The sequence below is a fragment of the Streptomyces sp. NPDC051684 genome, assembly GCF_044453445.1.
In the GTDB taxonomy this organism is placed as follows: domain Bacteria; phylum Actinomycetota; class Actinomycetes; order Streptomycetales; family Streptomycetaceae; genus Streptomyces.
Map to the genome: position 1 here is coordinate 28031 of NZ_JBITCS010000038.1, position 18291 is coordinate 46321.

The window sequence follows — 18291 nt, forward strand, 5'->3', positions numbered from 1 at the left end:
GGGAGATCAGAGAGTGCAGGCCAGGCAGTTCTCGATCTCGGTGCCGGCCAGGGCCTCCTGGCGCAGCCGGATGTAATAGAGGGTCTTGATGCCCTTGCGCCAGGCGTGGATCTGGGCCTTGTTCAGATCACGGGTCGTGGCCGTGTCCCGGAAGAACAGCGTGCAGCTCAGCCCTTGGTCGACATGCTGAGTGGCCGCCGCGTAGGTGTCGATGATCTTCTCGTAGCCGATCTCGTACGCGTCCTGGAAGTACTCCAGATTGTCGTTGTCCATGTGGGGTGCCGGGTAGTAGACACGGCCGAGCTTGCCCTCCTTGCGGATCTCCACCTTGGAGGCGATGGGGTGGATGGAGGCGGTGGCGTCGTTGATGTAGCTGATCGACCCGGTCGGCGGCACGGCCTGGAGGTACTGGTTGTAGATCCCGTGCTCCTGGACCGACGCCTGCAGAGCACGCCAGTCGTCCTGCGTGGGAAGCCGCACACCGGCGTCGGCGAACAGCGTCCGCACTCGCTCGGTCGCGGGCTCCCACGTCTGCCCGGTGTACTTGGCGAAGTACGAGCCGTCGGCATAGGCGGACGTGGCGAAACCGTCGAAGGCGGCGCCACGCTCGATCGCCAGCCGGTTGGAGGCGCGCAGCGCGTGATAGGCCACGGCGTAGAAGTACATGTTCGTGAAGTCGACGCCCTCCTCGCTGCCGTAGTGGATGCGCTGCGAGGCGAGGTAGCCGTGCAGGTTCATCTGGCCGAGGCCGATGGCGTGGGACTGGTCGTTGCCGTGGGCCACGGACGGCACCGCGTCGATGTGCGACTGGTCCGAGACGGACGTCAGGCCCCGCACCGCCGTCTCGACCGTGGAGCCGAAGTCGGGTGAGGCCATGGTGGCCGCGATGTTCAGCGACCCGAGATTGCAGGAGATGTCCTTGCCCACGGTCTCGTAGCCGAGCGAAGTGTCGTACGTGCTGGGCGTGTTGACCTGGAGGATCTCCGAGCAGAGGTTGGACATGTTGATCCAGCCCTCGATCGGGTTGGCCCGGTTCACCGTGTCCTCGAACAGCAGATACGGGTAGCCCGACTCGAACTGCAGCTCCGCGATCGTCTTGAAGAACTCGCGGGCGCTGATCGTGGTCTTGCGCACGCGCGGATTGGCCACCAGGTCGTCGTAGTGCTCGGTCACCGAGAGGTCGGACAGCGGGCGGCCGTACTCGCGTTCCACGTCGTACGGCGAGAACAGGTGCATGTCCTCGTTGCGCTTGGCCAGTTCGAAAGTGATGTCGGGAACGACCACGCCCAGCGACAGCGTCTTGATGCGGATCTTCTCGTCCGCGTTCTCCCGCTTCGTATCGAGGAACCGCATGATGTCCGGATGGTGCGCGTGGAGGTAGACCGCGCCCGCGCCCTGCCGTGCGCCGAGCTGGTTCGCGTAACTGAAGGAGTCCTCAAGGAGCTTCATGACGGGAACGACGCCGGACGACTGGTTCTCGATCTTCTTGATCGGCGCGCCCTGCTCGCGCAGGTTCGTGAGGAGGAGGGCCACGCCGCCACCGCGCTTGGACAGCTGGAGCGCGGAGTTGATGCCGCGTCCGATGGACTCCAGGTTGTCCTCGACGCGCAGGAGGAAGCACGAGACCAGTTCGCCTCGCTGGGCCTTGCCCGCGTTGAGGAAGGTCGGCGTGGCCGGCTGGAAGCGACCGCTGAGCATCTCGTCGACGAGGCGTGAGGCCAGAGTCTCGTCGCCCGCGCCCAGGTACAGCGCCGTGGCGACGACGCGGTCCTCGTACCGCTCCAGGTACTGCGATCCGTCGAAGGTCTTGAGGGTGTACGACGTGTAGTACTTGAAGGCGCCGAGGAAGGTGCGGAAGCGGTGCTCGTGGGCGTAGGCCTGCCGGTACAGGCCCTCGATGAAGGCCCAGTCGTAGCGGCGAATCGGCTCCGCTTCGTAGTAGTCGTGGTCGATGAGGTAGGTGATCTTCTCCTGGAGGGTCGGGAAGGTCACCGTGTTGGGGTTCACGTGCTGCAGGAAGTACTGCCGGACGGCCTCGCGGTCCTGGTCGAACTGGATGCGGCCGTCGCAGTCGTACATGTTCAGCATCGCGTTGAGCGCGTGGTAGTCCTTGCGCGTGCCCACCGACTCGCGCTGGGCCGCGGGAACCGTGACCGCCGGGGTGAGGGTGCTCACGCCGTCCGCCTGACCGTCGCTCGTCCGGTCGTCGGTGAGTGTCGTGTCCAAAACCTCTCCAGCCCTTCTCGTACGGCGCGGACGTCGCGGTCCGTGCCCAGCAGTTCGAATCGGTACAGCTCCGGCACACTGCACTTCGCCGAGATGACCCGGCCGGCCAGGCAGTAGTCGACGCCGAAGTTCGTGTTGCCCGAGGCGATCACGCCGCGCAGCAGTGCGCGGTTGGCCTCGATGTTCAGAAAGCGGATCACCTGTTTGGGGACCGCGCCCGCGCGTTCCCCGCCGCCGTAGGTCGGCACGACCAGCACGTACGGATCGGTGACGACCGGCATGCCCTCGCGGTGGGGGTGCAGGGGGATACGCACGGCCGGCAGGTCCAGGCGCTCCACGAAGCGTTTGGTGTTCTCCGAGACGCTGGAGAAATACACGAGACCGCTCAACGGTTCCGTCGCCTCCTCTCGCTCGTTCCCGTATCGGTCCTTCGAGGGCGGGAAGGGAGGCGGAGGCGTGGATGCCGAACAGGGGGCTGCGAGGTGACGACACACCTCGGCCACGTCCGGGTCACTGCCACGCGGCCCTCCCTCGGGGCCTCGAAGCGCACGCACCGCGGATCGGTGCGCACGCCGGTGGCAGGTCTTCGGACTCGCGGGCCCGCCCTCCGAACCGGAGGACACCTACTGGCCGTCGCTTCCCAGCCCCTGTTCGACAGGGCCCAGTGCGTGTGACGGCGGTCGTTCCCGCTCACCGCTGCGGGGCAGTCCCGGAATCTCACCGGGTTCCCTCTTGCCTCGCCCGGCACGTATGCGCCCGGCGAACCACCAGCACGGAGAACACTACATCTAGGTCCAGGGGAATGCAGGCAAGCCAGATGTTGTGTCGCAGTCGAAAATTAGGTAAACCTAACTCCGTCGCTTCCTTCGCGTCTTCGGGCTCCTTCCGGACCGCTTGGTGCCGCCGAGGGCGCGTGTGTGCCGGGCGTGTCGGCGCAGCTCGGTGACGAGTTCCTCGTCCTCCGCGTTCTGTGTCCAGGCCGCCTCAAGCCGCTCCAGGAACGAGGCCACGTCCGACAGGGCTCCGCGCATCGACTGCATGCGAGAGCTCTGTGCGCCGAGCTGTCTGCGCTGCGCCAACAGCGATTCGAACTGGGGAAGTGGCAGGGCGACCATGCGCCGACCGTCGATGGTGATGTGCTGCGGCTCGCGTTGCATGACTGTGTCCCCCCAGGGTGGAGCCGTGGTGCTACGACGTGCCGGGCCGGGGCGCTCGTTGCCCCGGCCCGGTGGCCATTGCCCGGTCGGGGTCAGGCCGTGGAGCCGTCCAGTTCGCCGCGGACGGTGCGTGCGGCCGCGACGAGGTTCTCCAGCGACGCTCGCGTCTCGGGCCAGCCGCGGGTCTTCAGGCCGCAGTCCGGGTTCACCCACAGCCGTTCGGCAGGGATCGCCTCCAGCCCCTTGCGGAGCAAGGATGCCGCCTCGTCGTTGCTGGGGATGCGAGGGGAGTGGATGTCGTAGACCCCGGGGCCCGCTTCGCGCGGGTAGCCGTGTTCGGCCAGTTCGTGCGCGACCTGCATGTGGGAGCGGGCCGCTTCGAGGCTGATGACGTCGGCGTCGAGGTCGTCGATCGCCTGGACGATGTCGCCGAACTCGGCGTAGCACATGTGCGTGTGGATCTGGGTCTCCGGCCGCACGCCGGCGGTCGTCAGCCGGAACGCCTCGGTGGCCCAGGCCAGGTACGAGGCGTGGTCCGCCGCGCGCAGCGGAAGGGTCTCGCGCAGGGCGGGCTCGTCGACCTGGATGACGGAAGTCCCATTCGTCTCAAGGTCGTTGACCTCGTCACGCAGGGCGAGTGCGACCTGGCGTGCGGTGTCGCCGAGCGGCTGGTCGTCGCGGACAAAGGACCAGGCGAGCATGGTCACGGGCCCGGTCAGCATGCCCTTGACGGGGCGGTCGGACAGCGACTGGGCGTACGTGGTCCAGCGCACCGTCATGGGGTCGGGGCGGGAGATGTCGCCTGCCAGGACCGGCGGCCGGACATAGCGCGTGCCGTACGACTGCACCCAGCCGTGCTGCGTCGCCAGGTAGCCGGTGAGCTGCTCGGCGAAGTACTGGACCATGTCGTTGCGTTCGGGCTCACCGTGCACCAGGACATCGATCCCGGTCTTCTCCTGGAAGGAGATGACGTCCCGGATCTCGTTCCTGATGCGCTCCTCGTAACCCGCGGTGTCGATCCGCCCGGTCCGCAAGTCGGCTCGTGCGGTGCGCAGTTCGGTCGTCTGCGGGAACGAGCCGATGGTGGTGGTCGGCAGCAGCGGCAGCCCGAGGTGGGCACGCTGGGCGACAGCCCTTTCCGGATACGCCTGGGCGCGACGCGTGTCGGACCCGGTGACGGCGGCGGCGCGGTCCCGCACCGCGGGGTCGCGGGTGATCGGCGAGGTGGCGCGGGAGGACAGGGCGGCGCGGTTGACGGCGAGTTCGGCGGTGATCGCGTCCGTGCCCTGGGCGAGGCCCCTGGCGAGCGTGGCGATCTCGGCCGTCTTCTGGCGGGCGAAAGCGAGCCAGCGCAGGATCTGCGGGTCGATGTCGCGCTCCAGGGACGCGTCGAGCGGGACGTGCAGCAGCGAGCAGGAGGCGGCGACGTCGACCCGGTCGGCGAGGCCGAGCAGGGTGCCGAGCGTGGCGAGGGACTTCTCCAGGTCGTTGACCCAGATGTTGCGGCCGTTGACGACGCCGGCGACGAGGCGCTTGCCGGGCAGTCCGCCCACGGCGGCGAGCGCGTCGAGGTTGGCGGCGGCTGCGTCGGTGAAGTCGAGGGCGAGGCCTTCGACGGGCGCCTTGGCGAGCACGGGCAGGGCGTCGCCGAGCCGGTCGAAGTAGGAGGCGACGAGGAGCTTGGGGCGGTCCGTGAGGGCGCCGAGGTCGCGGTAGGCGCGGGCGGCGGCGTTCAGCTCGGCCGGGGTGCGGTCCTGGACCAGGGCGGGCTCGTCGAGCTGCACCCACTCGGCTCCGGCCGCACGCAGATCGCCGAGGACCTCTGCGTACACGGGCAGCAGCCGGTCGAGCAGCGTCAGCGGATCGAAGTCGGCCGCGACGCCGGGCGCGGGCTTGGAGAGCAGGAGATACGTGACCGGGCCGACCAGGACCGGCCGGGCGGTCAGCCCCAGAGCGAGGGCTTCCTTGAGTTCCGTGACCTGCTTGGTGGAGTCGGCGGTGAAGACCGTGTCCGGGCCCAGTTCAGGGACCAGGTAGTGGTAGTTCGTGTCGAACCACTTGGTCATCTCCAGCGGCGCGACGTCCTGGGTGCCGCGGGCCATGGCGAAATAGCCGTCCAGGGCGTCGGCGTCCACCGCGGCGCGGTGGCGCTCGGGGATGGCGCCCACCATCACGGTGGTGTCGAGGACGTGGTCGTAGTACGAGAAGTCGCCGGCCGGGACTTCGGCGATGCCCGCGTCAGCGAGTTCCTGCCAGTTGGCGCGGCGCAGATCGGCGGCGGTGGTCCGGAGGGCGTCGGCGGTGACGCGGCCCTTCCAGTACCCCTCGATGGCCTTCTTGAGCTCGCGGTTCTGGCCCTGGCGGGGGTAGCCGTACACGGTGGCCCGTGCTGCCGCGGCTGCGGTCTTGGTGGTCACGGAGATCTCCTTCGAGAGACGTATCCCTGGGGGTCCCGAGGACCTGTACGGAACGAAGGAGTGACACAAACGGCGGTTCGACCTCGCGCGGCAAAGGCGCGGTCGTCCGCTGCATATGTACGCCGACCCGCCCACGAGGTCACCGGGATGTCCGTGCACGCGTCGTACGCACACGGGCAGGTGGCAGGTCTTCGGACTCGTGAGCACGTCCATCCGGACCGGACGGACACCTACTGGCCGTCGCTTCCCAGATCTCTTTCGCGAGATCCAGTGCGTATGACGGCGGTCGTTCCCACTCACCGCTGCGGGGCAGTCCCGGATTCCCACCGGGTTCCCTCTTGCGACTCCCCGCCTGGCTGACAGGGAGAACCAGCTGCGTGGGCCACCCTATGGGCCCATGGTCGACGATCACCAGAGCGTCCAGGATCCGGATGGTGAGATGAGACACGTCCAGACATGCGGCAGCGGGGGCGGGACACTGTCCTTCGCCGTGTCCCGCCCCCGCTCTGCAACCGCGGCCGGCCCTCATCCGGCCGCGGCACCCGGGCCCCTCAGCCCCGGTGGTCCTGGGTGGTGTCTCAGTGGTCGTACGTGTGGAAGCCGCGACCGGTCTTACGCCCCAACAGGCATGCTTCCACCATGCGTTGGAGGAGCGGTGGAGGTGCGTACAGAGGTTCTCTGAACTCGTCGTAGAGCGACTCGGCGATGGCCGCGACGGTGTCGAGGCCGATCAGATCGGCGAGCGCCAGCGGACCCATGGGGTGGGCGCAGCCCAGACGCATCCCGTTGTCGATGTCGGTCGCGGTGGCGAAGCCGGACTCGGTCATGCGGATCGCCGACAGGAGGTACGGGATCAACAGCGCGTTGACGACGAAGCCGGCACGGTCGCGGGAGCGGACGACGGTCTTTCCGAGCACGGTCCGCGCGAAGTCTTCCGCGCGGTGCGTCGTCTCGGCGGACGTGTGCAGCGACGGAACGACCTCCACCAACGGGAGGACCGGGACGGGATTGAAGAAGTGCAGCCCTATGACGTGATCGGCGCGCCCGGTCGCCATCCCCAGACGCATGATCGGGATCGAAGAGGTGTTGGTGGCCAGAATCGCCGACGGGTCCTCCACGATCTTGTCGAGCGCGGCGAACACCTCGGTCTTCGCATCGGGGTTCTCGACGACGGCCTCGATCACCAGTTGCCGATCGGCGAGATCGTCGAGCTCCCCGGTGTACGTCAGTCGGTCCTGCGCCTGCCGGGCTTGCTCGGCCGTCAGCTTGTCCCGGCGTACCGCCCGTTTCAGGGAGGTGGTGACCCGGTCGCGGGCATCGCGTGCCGCGAGAGCGTCCGCCTCGCACACGAGGGTGTCGAGTCCGGCCCGGGCGCAGACCTGCGCGATGCCAGCGCCCATCTGCCCGGCTCCCACGACACCGACGCGGCGGATGGCCCCGGTCACGCGTCGCGCTCCAGCGTCCGGACGAGGTGGCGGCTGTAGGCGTCCGGCGTGAAGAACTGGGGGAGTTCGGCGGCCAGGCACATGCGGTGGAACAGGTCCTGGATCTCGTCGAGAGGCGCGTAGGGGCGCTGCGCGGCGAGGGCGTCCAGTTCTTCGCCGAGGATGCGCACGACGGTCTCCCGGTCGATGCGGGCGTGGCGGAGCCACTGCCAGATCTGGACCCGGGCGATCTCCGCGGTGGCCGCGTCCTCCATCAGTCCGTCCAACGCGACGGCGCCCTGGCCGCCGATCCACGCGGCGAAGTAGCGCACCGTGACCGAGACGTTGGTGCGCACGCCCTCATCTGTCGGATCGGCGCCGATCCGACGGACGGCCAGCAGATCGGCAGGCTGCACGTCGACGTCGTCGCGGGTGCGGTCGAGCTGGTGCGGGTGCTCACCCAGGACGCCGTCGAAGACTTCACGGCATAGCGGGACGAGGCCCGGGTGAGCCACCCAGGATCCGTCGAAGCCGTCCTCCGCCTCGCGCTCCTTGTCCAGCCGCACCTTGGCCAGTGCCGCCGCGTGCGCATCGGGGTCCTTGCCGGGGATCTGGGCCGCCATCCCGCCGATGGCGTGCGCGCCGCGCTTGTGGCAGGTGTGCACGAGGAGTTCGGTGTAGGCCCGCATGAAGGGGGCGGTCATGGTCACCTGACCGCGGTCGGGCAGCAGGAAGTCGGTGCGGTGGCCGAAGGTTTTGATGAGGCTGAAGAGGTAGTCCCACCGGCCGGCGTTCAGCCCCGCGCTGTGCTCGCGGAGTTCGTAGAGGATCTCCTCCATCTCGAAGGCCGCCGTGATGGTCTCGATGAGAACGGTGGCGCGGACCGTGCCGCGCGGAATGCCAAGCAGATCCTGGGCCAGGACGAAGATGTCGTTCCACAGGCGGGCCTCGTAGCTGTTCTCCAGCTTCGGGAGGTAGAAGTACGGGCCCTGTCCCGCGTCGATCTGCCGCTGGGCGCAGTGGAAGAAGTACAGGCCGAAATCGACCAGGGCGGCGGGCACCGGGCGGCCGTCGACGTGCAGGTGCTCCTCGTCGAGGTGCCAGCCGCGCGGGCGGACCACGATCGTGGCGAGCGGCCGGTCGGTGGCGAGCCGGTACTCCTTGCCCTCAGGGCTGGTGAAGTCGATGCGCCGCTCGATGGCATCGAGCAGGTTCAGCTGCCCTTCGATCACGTTCGACCAGGTCGGGGCGGTGGCGTCCTCGAAGTCGGCGAGCCACACCTGAGCGCCGGAGTTGAGAGCGTTGACCGTCATCCGTCGCTCCGGCGGGCCGGTGATCTCCACCCGTCGGTCCAGGAGGCCGGGTGCGGGGGACGCCACGGACCAGCTCGCGTCCTCTCTGATCCGTCGCGTGACCATCGGGAAGTCGAGCGGCGAACCCGAGGCGAGCCTGATCGCCTGCCGCCTGCGTTCCTTGAGGATCCACGCGCGTCGCTCATCGAAGGCGACGGCGAGCTGGGCGACGAAGTCCAGGGCGGCCGGCGTGAGGATCTCGTCATGGCGATCGCCCGGTGCGGCGAGGACACGGGGACGGCGTGTGAGGATCTGGGATGACATCGGGTTCTCCTGACTGAGGGCGGAGGGGAGCGGGGCCCGGACGGAGACGGTCGTCCGGGCCCCGTCCGGATCAGGGAGAGCGGGCCGCGCGAGGCGCGAGCAGGTCCTAGTGGAACTGCTCCTCCTCGGTGGAGCCGGACAGCGCGGTGGTGGAGGACGCCGGGTTGACGGCGGTGGACACGAGGTCGAAGTAGCCGGTGCCGACCTCGCGCTGGTGCTTGACCGCGGTGAACCCGTGCTCCTGGGCGGCGAACTCCTTCTCCTGGAGATCGACGTAGGCGGTCATGCCGTGCTCGGCGTACCCGCGGGCCAGGTCGAACATGCCGTGGTTGAGGGAGTGGAACCCGGCGAGGGTGATGAACTGGAAGCGGTAGCCCATCGCGCCCAGCTCCCGCTGGAACTTGGCGATCTGGTCGTCGTCCAGGGCCGCCTTCCAGTTGAAGGACGGCGAGCAGTTGTAGGCCAGCATCTGGTCCGGGTACTGGGCGTGGATGGCCTCGGCGAACTCGCGGGCCTGGGCCAGGTCGGGGGTGCCGGTCTCGACCCAGATCAGGTCGGCGTACGGGGCGTAGGCCAGGCCGCGGGCGATGACGGGGGCCATGCCGTTGCGCACGCGGTAGAAGCCCTCGGCGGTGCGCTCGCCGGTGACGAACTCGGCGTCGTGCTCGTCCACGTCGCTGGTCAGCAGGTTCGCCGCCAGGGCGTCCGTACGCGCCACGATGACGGTCGGGGTGTCGGCGATGTCGGCGGCGAGGCGGGCCGCGTTGAGGGTGCGGATGTGCTGCGAGGTCGGGACGAGGACCTTGCCGCCGAGGTGGCCGCACTTCTTCTCGGAGGCGAGCTGGTCCTCGTAGTGGATGCCGGCGGCGCCCGCGGCGATCATCGCCTTGGTCAGCTCGAAGGCGTTGAGCGGGCCACCGAACCCGGCCTCGGCGTCGGCGACGATCGGGGCGAGCCAGTCGACGGAGTCGTCGCCTTCGCTGGTGGCGATCTGGTCGGCGCGCAGCAGCGCGTTGTTGATCCGGCGCACCACCTGGGGAACGGAGTTGGCGGGGTAGAGGCTCTGGTCGGGGTAGGTGTGACCGGCGAGGTTGGCGTCGGCGGCGACCTGCCAGCCGGACAGGTAGATCGCCTGCAGCCCTGCCTTGACCTGCTGCACGGCCTGCCCGCCGGTGAGGGCGCCGAGGGCGTGGATGTAGTCGTTCTCGTGCAGTTGGCGCCACAGCCGCTCGGCGCCGCGCCGGGCCAGGGTGTGCTCCTCGCGGACGCTGCCCGACAGACGGACCACGTCCTGGGCGCTGTAGGTGCGGTCGATGCCCTTCCAGCGCGGGTCGGTGGCCCAGCGGCGGATGAGCTCGTCGGCTGCCTGCGTACGGGTGTCTGCCATGACGGTCCGTCTCCTCGGTCGTTCGGCTGTTCGGCTGCGAATCCAGTCACCCCCACAGAAGACGCCGCGCATCTGATGGCACTGTGTGTCCTGCGAGGGTGTGCGGCCCACCGTCCCCTCGCGGTGATGAGCTGAGCAGTACTGCCGACGTGAGCACAACCGATGCCGGGATCTCCGACGTCAGGGCGTGAATCGTGCCCCGGTTCCGGGTTGCACCCGCCGGGATCCGGTGGGCCGCACTGGAACTCTGGCACTGGCACTCAGTGCCAACAAGGGTGGATCAATGCCAACTTCTGCGAATCTTCCAGACCGTGATTGCCAAGGTTGCGAAGGGTTCACACGAGGGGTGTTCGCGTACGCTGAGCCGTCCCTAACGGGGGAGGAGAACGCGGACCATGGGGAAGACGTACGCGGGCGCCCGGCTGCGCAGGCTGCGCGAGGAGCGCGGCATGAGCCAAGCCGAGCTGGCCCGGACTCTGGGCATCTCACCCAGTTACCTGAACCAGATGGAGCACGACTCCCGCCCTCTGACGGTCCCGGTCCTGCTGCGGCTCACCGAGGTGTTCGGCGTCGACCCGGGCTTCTTCTCCGAGCGGGACACCAGTCGTCTGGTCGCGGACTTGCGTGAGGCGCTGGCCGGCGAGATCGACGGGGCCCGCGTCTCCGCGACCGACCTGAGCGACCTCGCCTCCCGGATGCCCGCGGTCGCACAGGTCCTGCTGGACCTCGGCCGCCGCAATCAACGGCTGGCCGAACTGGTCGGCGGCAGCGGTGAGCGCGACACCGGTCTCGACGCGCCGCGCTCGCCGCACGAGGAGATCCGCGACTACTTCTATCGCCGCCAGAACTACCTTCACGACACCGACCTCGCGGCGGAGGACCTGGCCGCAACCATCGGTATCCGGCCCGGCGAGGTACTCAGCGCGCTGACGGCACGCCTCGCTGATCGGCACGGCGTCCGTCTCGGCACAGAGACCACTGAAAGCCTGCATCACTACGACGCGCCGTCGCGCACCCTGCACCTGTCGACAAGGCTGCGTCCGGGCCAACGCGCCTTCCGCATGGCCACCCAACTCGCCCTGCTGGAACACGCGGACGACCTCGACCGGCAGGCCGCCGAGGACTTCGCGCCCGGTTCACCGGCCCAGGCCCTGGCGCGCATCGGCATCGCCAACTACTTCGCCGCCGCGCTGATCCTCCCGTACCGCGACTTCCACACCGCGGCAGAGGCCGTGCGCTACGACATCGAACGCCTCACCGACCACTACGGCCTGGGCTACGAGACCGTCTGCCATCGCCTCAGTACCCTCCAACGGCCCCGTCTGCGCGGCGTGCCGTTCTCCTTCGTCCGCGTGGACCGAGCAGGCAACGTGTCGAAGCGGCAGTCGGCGACGGGTTTCCACTTCTCGCGCGCAGGGGGCACCTGCCCCCTGTGGAACGTCTACGAGTCCTTCGCCGCCCCCGGCCGCATCCACGTCCAGGTTGCCGAAATGCCAGACGGGCAGAGGTATTTGTGGACCGCCCGGGCCGTCACTCGGCACCGCGGCGGTTGGGGCGAGCCGGGCAAGGCTTTCGCGATCGGCCTCGGTTGCGAGCTCCGCCACGCCCACCGGCTCGTCTACTCCGACGGCCTTGACCTCGGCCGCACAGCCGCCGCCACTCCCATTGGCATGGGCTGCCGGGTCTGCGAGCGGCTGGAGTGCCCGCAGCGGGCGGCACCACCGCTCGGCCGGACCCTGAGGATCGACCAGAACTCCAGCACCTTCGTGCCGTATCCGGTGGCGCCTGGCGGCTCGACGGGCGCGACTGCGAGGTGACGAGTCCAGCAGGGGTGCTCTGCGGGGGCGTACACAGCTGCTGGAATTCAGCGCAGCGCGGCAATCAGCGCATCGCTCGCCGAGCACCACACTTGGCGCGCTTCGCCGAACCCGTGGCGCAGCAGTGTGTCGATGTGCCATTGGGTGGCGGTCGGGCGATCCCGGTGTGATGGGTCCGTGCGGGCCTGTCGCGGATCGCCCAGCAGGGCGAAGCGCTCGACGGCCGCGTCGGCGAGGTGCGGGTCGCGCGCTGCCTCGCCCCACCAGTCGGCCCAGTCGAGAGAACCCGACTGCCGCTGGTGGGTCTGGCGGTCGGTGTGGAGGGCGGCCAGGGCGGCGTTGAGGCGGGGCGCGGACTCGTCCTTCATGTGGTCGGCGTTGAGGAAGATTCCACCGTCGCGCAGCAGGCGGGCCAGATCGCCGTAGAGCCGGTCGAGGGGTTCGGTGTCGAGCCAGTGCAGGGCGGTGGCGGTGACCACGGCGTCGTACGACGTGTGGGGGAGGCGTTCGGTCCAGGCGGCGTCGGTCAGGTCGGCCTCGGTGAAGGTGACGCGGTCGTCGCCGGCGAAATGGCCGCGGGCGATGGCCAGCAGGAGCGGATCGATGTCGACGCAGGTGACGGTCGCTTCGGGGAGCCGGCGCAGCAGGCGGTCGGTGATACTGCCGGTGCCGCAGGCCAGATCGAGGACGCGCGGAGCGGTGCCTGCCACGGCCTCGACCGTGTCGATCATGACCCGGAACCGCTCCTCCCGGTCGGGCATGTACCACTCCTGCTGGCGGTCCCAGCTGGTCTGCCAGTGCTGCCAGCCGTCGAGAGGTGTTGCTGTCATGAGTGTGGCTGTCCCTTTCCTGGTGCTTCGCGCGGAGCCTGCGTGAGGCTCCGGGCCGTCCGCTGTCGGCGCCGGTGGACATTGTGGGCAGAGCCGCGACAGGTGCGTACGACCGCCCCCACCGACCGCCGGGGAACCGGGTGCCGGTCCCCATCGCCCCGTACGCCACAATGGGCGCACAGGGCGACGGGGACCAGGAAGCCGGTGCGATTCCGGCGCGGTCCCGCCACTGTGACCGGGGAGCGATCCTTCTGCACGCCACTGTCCGCGAGCGCGGACGGGAAGGCGGAGGCGAGCGACGATCCGGGAGCCAGGAGACTGACCCGTCGCCGGTCTGACGTCAGGGGCGAGGACACCCCGGAGAGGATCGACTGTGACGACGCATGCCCGGACGGAGCCGGGGCGGCGCCCGGAGCCCGGTCGCAGAGGTGTGCTCGCCGCCGGCGGTGCGCTGGCGCTCGCGGGGACCGGCCTGCTCAGTGGCTGTGGCGGCGATACGAAGGACGGCGGCGGAGGTGATCGGTTCCGCGCCGCGTTCACGTCGGGCGGCTCGCAGGAGACCCTCGATCCGCACGTCGCCCCGAACTTCGTCGACCAGGCCCGTGCCAAGGCCCTGTACGACACGCTCGGCACGTACGCCGACGACATGTCCGTCCGTAAGAGGCTCGCGGAGTCCTGGGAGAGCGACGCCTCGGGAACACGGTGGAGCGTACGGCTGCGCAAGGCCCGGTTCCATGACGGGAAGCCGGTCACCGCCAAGGACGTTCTCTACAGCTACCGGCGCGCGGCCGACCCCGAGGTCGGCTCGCCGTCGCAGGTCCTGCTGTCCGCGATTGACTTCACCGCGAGCAAGGCGGACGGCGACGGGTCCGTCGTCTTCGTTCTCAAGGCGCCGAACTTCGAGTTCCCCACCGTGTTCGCGGGCCCTGGCACCGAGATCATCCCGGACGGGACGACGGACTTCCGCAAGCCCATAGGCTCCGGCCCCTTCACCTACGTGTCCTTCACGCCGGGCGGCACCGCCCGCTACAAGCGCTGGGCCGACCACTGGGGCGGCGCCCCGCACATAGCCGAGCTGGAGATCGTTCCCGCGAACGAGGAGTCCGCGCGGCTCAACGCCCTCCTGTCCGGCCAGGTGCACTACGCGGCTGACATGGCCGGGGCCTCCGTGGAACGGCTGAAGAAGGACGGCTCGACGCGCCTGCTCACCGCGAAGCGCGCCACCGCACAGCAACTCCTGCTGCGCACCGGCCGCAAACCGTTCGACGACCCGCGCCTCATACGTGCCGTGCAGCTGGGCATCGACCGGCAGGCGCTCGTCCGCATCGCACTGGCTGGACACGGCGAAGCCGGCAACGATCTCTTCGGGATGGGACTGCGCGGCTACCCCGACGACCTCACGCCCCGCGAACGGGACGTCGACGCGGCGCGCAAGCTGGTGAAGCAAGCAGGCGCGGACGGACTGCGCATCACCGTGGAGACCAGTTCGGTCGACGCGGCATGGGAACCCGCGGCGGACCTGATGGCGCGGCAGCTGCGGGAGATCGGGCTGAGGCTGACCGCCAACACCCGGGCATCCAGCACCTACTTCAGCGAGATCAAGACCAAGGGCGTCGCCGCCTTCAACACCACCTCCACCCTGCCCGTCTCCGACTTCCTCCAGCAGCGGGTCCGCGGGGGAGCGGCCCGGAACCAGACCCAATACGCCTCGAAGAAGTTCGACGCGCTCCTCGACCGCGCGCGCACCACCCGTGACGAGCAGGAGCGGCTGGGCCTGCTCGCCCGCGCGCAGAAGATCGCCCGCGACGAGTCCGGACTGCTGGTGTGGGCCTTCTCCGACGCCAACGACGCCATCAGCCGTTCGGTCGGCGGGCTGCGCGCGGCGCCGCCGAACTCGCACAACTGGGCCCGCTTCGACCGGGTCCGCCTGGCCTGACGTGCGCGGCTACGTACTGCGGCGCTCCCTCTTGGCGCTCTTGCAGTGCCTGGTGGTGCTGGTCGCCGTGTTCGCCGTTGGCGCGCTGCTGCCCGGCGACACGGCCGACGTGCTGCGCGGTGAACTCGGCACGCCGGAACAAGTCGCGGCGCTGCGCCAGCAGTTGGGGCTGGACGAACCTGCCTGGCCCCGCTTCTGGCACTGGCTCGGCCACCTGCTCACCGGCGACCTGGGGCACTCGCTGACCACCGGGCTGCCGGTGGGCGACGACATCGGCCGCCGGATCGGCGTGACGCTGCTCCTGGGCGTACCGGCGCTGATCCTGGTCACCGTACTGGCGCCGCTGCTCGGCACGGTCTCGGGGCTGCGAGAAGGCAGTCGGCTCGACCGTGCCCTGAACACGGCCACGGTGCTGCTGCACGCCGTGCCCGAGTTCGTGCTCGCGCTGCTGCTGGTCGCCTCGGTCTCGCTCGCGGCCGGGCTGCTTCCGGCCACCGCGGTCGGAATGGACACGGCAGGTCTGCTGCGGCAGCCGTCCGTCCTGGTGCTTCCCGTGGTCGTACTCACGGCACGGCACCTCTGCGATCTGGCCCGGCAGGTCCGCGCCGGAGTCGCGGGGGAGCGGCATGGCCCCGTAGCCGAGCACTTGCGGCTGCTCGGGGTACGGGAGCGCACGGTGGTGCTCCGGCACGTCCTGCCCAACGCGCTCGGCCCGGCGGCGCAGCAGTACGCCCGCTGCGTGGAAGGACTGCTGGGCGGCGCCGTGCTGGTGGAAGCCGTCTTCGGATTCCGCGGGCTCGGTAACGGGTTCGTCGAGGCGGTGCAGAACCGCGACCTCCCGCAGGTACAGACGTACGCGCTGCTCTTCACCGGAACCGCGGTCGCCGTGAATCTCGTGGCCGACCTGGTCGCCCATCGCCTGGCGCCCCGACGGGAGATGGCCGTATGACGACACTGACCCAGACCGCGAGACTGCGCACAGGGCGACGCCGACGCCCCTGGATCGCACTGCTCCTTCTCGCAGTGCCCCTGTTCGCCGCCCTGGTGGGGCCGTGGCTCGCGGGCGACACGTCGCCGCAGACCGACGCGCTGCCTTCGCAGGCGCCAGGCGCGGGGCATGTGCTCGGTACCGATGTCCTGGCGCGCGACGTCCTGTCGCTCGTCCTGCACGGCGGAGCATCAGTGCTGGGAAGCGCCGTGGGAGCCCTCCTGATCGGCTTGGTCGCGGGCGTGCCCCTGGGTCTGCTGGCCGCCGGGCCCCGGCGCGTGCTCGATGAGGCGGTGATGCGCACCCTGGACGTTCTGCTCGCCTTCCCCGGGCTGCTGGTCCTGATGACCCTGGCTGCGACGGGCCATCGCGACTGGTACTGGCTGGTGACGGTCGCCGGGCTGCTCCAGGTGCCCGCCGTCGCGCGCCTGGTCCGCGGTGCCGCACTCGCCCCGGGCGCCCGCACGGTCGTCGAGGCGCTCCGCATGCAAGGACACGGCTGGGCGTACATCCATCTGCGGCACCTGGCACGGGAGCTGGCCGCGCCCCTGGCCACCGACGCGGCGGGCCGCTTCTCCCTCGTGCTCTACCTCCTGGCGTCCGCCAACTTCCTCGGCCTGGGGCTCCCCGCGTCCTCACCGGACTGGGCCGTCCTCATCGAACGCAACAGCGATGCGTTGTTCACCCAGCCCGCCGCCGTGATCGTCCCCGCCGGGCTGCTCACGGCACTGTGCGTGGGCAGCAACCTGCTCGTGGACCGCACCCTCGCCCGTAGGAGAGGTCAACGGTGACCCCTACCGAGTCCGCGCCGCTGCTGGAGGTCCCAGAGATCTCCGCCCATGCGCACGGAGCGGTGCGCCCCCTGCTGGACCGCGTCGGCCTGACCGTTCCGGCCGGGACGGTACTGGCCGTCATCGGCCCTTCGGGCAGCGGCAAGACCACACTCGGACTGGCGGCACTCGGCGCCGCGCGCAACGGGATCGAGCTCAGGGGACGCGTCTCGCTCGACGGCACCGACCTCTTGTCCCTGACACCCGCGCGACGTCGCGCCGCTCGGGCCGGGCGCGCCGCCCACCTGCCCCAACACCCGGAAAGCGTCCTCGACCCGGTCCGCCGGACCGGCCGCGCCCTCACGGAACTGGCCGCTCTGGCTCACACGGGACGGGACGCGCGCACCACCGCCGCGACCCGGGCGCTGGCACGGGCCGGTCTGGAATGGCAGACGGTACGCCGCCGGTTCCCGCACGAACTGTCCGGCGGTCAGCAGCAGCGGGTGGCCCTCGCATCCGCTCTGGTGACCGGCGCACGGCTGCTCGTCCTGGACGAGCCGGCCAGCGGTCTCGACCCGGCACTCGCCCACGCTCTGGGGCGCACGGTGCGCCGCCTCGCCGACAGCGGGGCGGGCGTCCTCCTCCTCAGCCACGACCTGCCGATGGTGCGCGAGACGGCCGACCGCGTCATCGTCCTGGAGCAAGGCCGGGCCGTGGACGAGGGGCCGACGTCCGACCTGCTCAGCGTCCCGAACGCCGCCCACCCAGGCGGAAGGCGACCCGAGGCGGCTCTCGGCGCTGCCCGCCACCGAGCCACCCGCGAACTTCTGGCAGCGGAACACCGAACTGCTGCCGGCCGGGTTCCGAGTCCACGAACAACAGCGTCGCAATCGCGCGAAGGTGCCGGGGTGTCTGCCACGGACGTCGTCGTACGCCGCCGCTCGGCCGACCCCCTGACCGGGCCCATATCCCTGGCCTTCCCGCCGGGAAGCCGCACCGCGCTGCTCGGCCCCTCGGGCTCGGGCAAAACGACCTTCGCTCGGGTACTGGCCGGCCTGACCACACCCACTCAGGGAGAGGTCAGGCACCAAGAAGAGCTGCTCCCCGCCCGAATCGACCGACGCTCCGCCGCACAGCGCCGCATGGTCCAGTACGTACATCAGCACAGCGCCGACTCCTTTGAGGGGAACCGCCCGATCCTGGACCAACTCGCAGACACCGCTCGTCTGTTGCGAGGGCTCCGGGACGACGAGGCAACCGCTGAGGCTGTGCAGTCGGCAAGGGCACTGGGGCTCGACGAGACGCTTCTGGTCCGCAGGCCGAGCCAACTGTCCGGGGGACAGCTGCAGCGCTGCGCACTGGTGCGGGCCCTGACGGCACACCCGGCTCTGCTGGTCTGCGACGAAGTGACCTCCGCACTGGACACCGTCTCCCGGGAACGGCTGCTGGCCGCCCTGCCCGGGCTGCTCGCCCCGGCCAGGACAGCTCTGCTGTTCGTCAGCCACGACGTGTCGGCGGTACGCATGCTGACCCAGCAGGCCGCGCTGTTCGAAGGAGGGCGCTGCGTCAAGTACGGCTCCGTCGGTGACGTCCTGCTCGCCGCGGAAGACGGCGGGAGTGGTGGTGACGGGAAGGGCAAGGCGTGATGCCTGCCGGGTACCGGATCTCGGGCCGAGCTGATACCGGTCTGATCTTGCGATCGGAGTCCGTGATCCAGCTCACA

13 protein-coding genes and 3 riboswitches are annotated in these 18291 nt (G+C 69.9%); of the genes, 5 read left to right on the forward strand and 8 right to left on the reverse strand.

From position 1 onward, the window contains the following. Positions 1 to 6: 6 nt before the first annotated feature. The 7 genes from nrdE to aceA form a co-directional block, all read right to left on the reverse strand. Entirely contained in the window at positions 7 to 2124 is a 2118-nt protein-coding gene (gene nrdE, locus ACIA8D_RS33985; RefSeq protein WP_399238123.1) for a class 1b ribonucleoside-diphosphate reductase subunit alpha, read from the reverse strand. Between the two features lie 47 nt (positions 2125 to 2171). Next, positions 2172 to 2615 carry a class Ib ribonucleoside-diphosphate reductase assembly flavoprotein NrdI gene (nrdI, locus tag ACIA8D_RS33990; RefSeq protein ID WP_399238077.1) on the reverse strand — a complete coding sequence of 148 codons (444 nt, stop codon included), beginning with the start codon at positions 2613 to 2615 and terminating at the stop codon, positions 2172 to 2174. 170 nt (positions 2616 to 2785) lie between these two features. After that, positions 2786 to 3010, reverse strand: a riboswitch (cobalamin riboswitch). A gap of 64 nt (positions 3011 to 3074) precedes the next feature. Further along, positions 3075 to 3383: a hypothetical protein gene (locus ACIA8D_RS33995; protein ID WP_399238078.1), complete on the reverse strand. Its 309-nt coding sequence runs from the start codon at positions 3381 to 3383 to the stop codon at positions 3075 to 3077. Between the two features lie 92 nt (positions 3384 to 3475). Further along, positions 3476 to 5800, reverse strand: coding sequence for a 5-methyltetrahydropteroyltriglutamate--homocysteine S-methyltransferase (metE, locus tag ACIA8D_RS34000; protein WP_399238079.1), 2325 nt, complete (start codon positions 5798 to 5800; stop codon positions 3476 to 3478). A gap of 164 nt (positions 5801 to 5964) precedes the next feature. After that, a riboswitch (cobalamin riboswitch) is annotated at positions 5965 to 6189 on the reverse strand. Positions 6190 to 6378: 189 nt separating this feature from the next. Next, complete coding sequence (locus tag ACIA8D_RS34005; protein WP_399238080.1) at positions 6379 to 7245, reverse strand: 3-hydroxybutyryl-CoA dehydrogenase; 867 nt, start codon at positions 7243 to 7245, stop codon at positions 6379 to 6381. Next, entirely contained in the window at positions 7242 to 8840 is a 1599-nt protein-coding gene (gene aceB, locus ACIA8D_RS34010) for a malate synthase A (RefSeq protein ID WP_399238081.1), read from the reverse strand. Before aceB ends, ACIA8D_RS34005 begins: the two co-directional genes overlap by 4 nt. Positions 8841 to 8946: 106 nt before the next feature. Further along, positions 8947 to 10227, reverse strand: coding sequence for an isocitrate lyase (gene aceA / locus ACIA8D_RS34015; RefSeq protein ID WP_399238082.1), 1281 nt, complete (start codon positions 10225 to 10227; stop codon positions 8947 to 8949). 395 nt (positions 10228 to 10622) lie between these two features. Here aceA and ACIA8D_RS34020 point away from each other — a divergent pair, with 395 nt between their 5' ends. Further along, on the forward strand, positions 10623 to 12044 hold the full coding sequence (locus tag ACIA8D_RS34020; protein ID WP_399238083.1) for a short-chain fatty acyl-CoA regulator family protein: 1422 nt from the start codon (positions 10623 to 10625) through the stop codon (positions 12042 to 12044). A gap of 47 nt (positions 12045 to 12091) precedes the next feature. Here ACIA8D_RS34020 and ACIA8D_RS34025 read toward each other — a convergent pair whose 3' ends face one another. Further along, complete coding sequence (locus ACIA8D_RS34025; RefSeq protein ID WP_399238084.1) at positions 12092 to 12874, reverse strand: class I SAM-dependent methyltransferase; 783 nt, start codon at positions 12872 to 12874, stop codon at positions 12092 to 12094. Between the two features lie 192 nt (positions 12875 to 13066). Continuing rightward, positions 13067 to 13195, forward strand: a riboswitch (cobalamin riboswitch). Positions 13196 to 13247: 52 nt separating this feature from the next. Here ACIA8D_RS34025 and ACIA8D_RS34030 point away from each other — a divergent pair. Genes ACIA8D_RS34030 through ACIA8D_RS34045 form a run of 4 tightly spaced genes read left to right on the forward strand, consistent with a single transcriptional unit; the run spans position 13248 to position 18214 of the window. Beyond that, positions 13248 to 14810 (forward strand): ABC transporter substrate-binding protein, encoded by a 1563-nt coding sequence (locus tag ACIA8D_RS34030; protein WP_399238085.1) that lies wholly within the window; start codon positions 13248 to 13250, stop codon positions 14808 to 14810. Between the two features lies 1 nt (position 14811). Beyond that, on the forward strand, positions 14812 to 15759 hold the full coding sequence (locus ACIA8D_RS34035) for an ABC transporter permease (protein WP_399238086.1): 948 nt from the start codon (positions 14812 to 14814) through the stop codon (positions 15757 to 15759). Beyond that, positions 15756 to 16589, forward strand: coding sequence for an ABC transporter permease (locus ACIA8D_RS34040; RefSeq protein ID WP_399238087.1), 834 nt, complete (start codon positions 15756 to 15758; stop codon positions 16587 to 16589). The genes ACIA8D_RS34035 and ACIA8D_RS34040 overlap by 4 nt, the downstream gene beginning before the upstream one ends. Further along, positions 16586 to 18214 carry an ABC transporter ATP-binding protein gene (locus ACIA8D_RS34045; protein WP_399238089.1) on the forward strand — a complete coding sequence of 543 codons (1629 nt, stop codon included), beginning with the start codon at positions 16586 to 16588 and terminating at the stop codon, positions 18212 to 18214. The genes ACIA8D_RS34040 and ACIA8D_RS34045 overlap by 4 nt, the downstream gene beginning before the upstream one ends. The last annotated feature ends 77 nt before the right edge of the window (positions 18215 to 18291 follow it).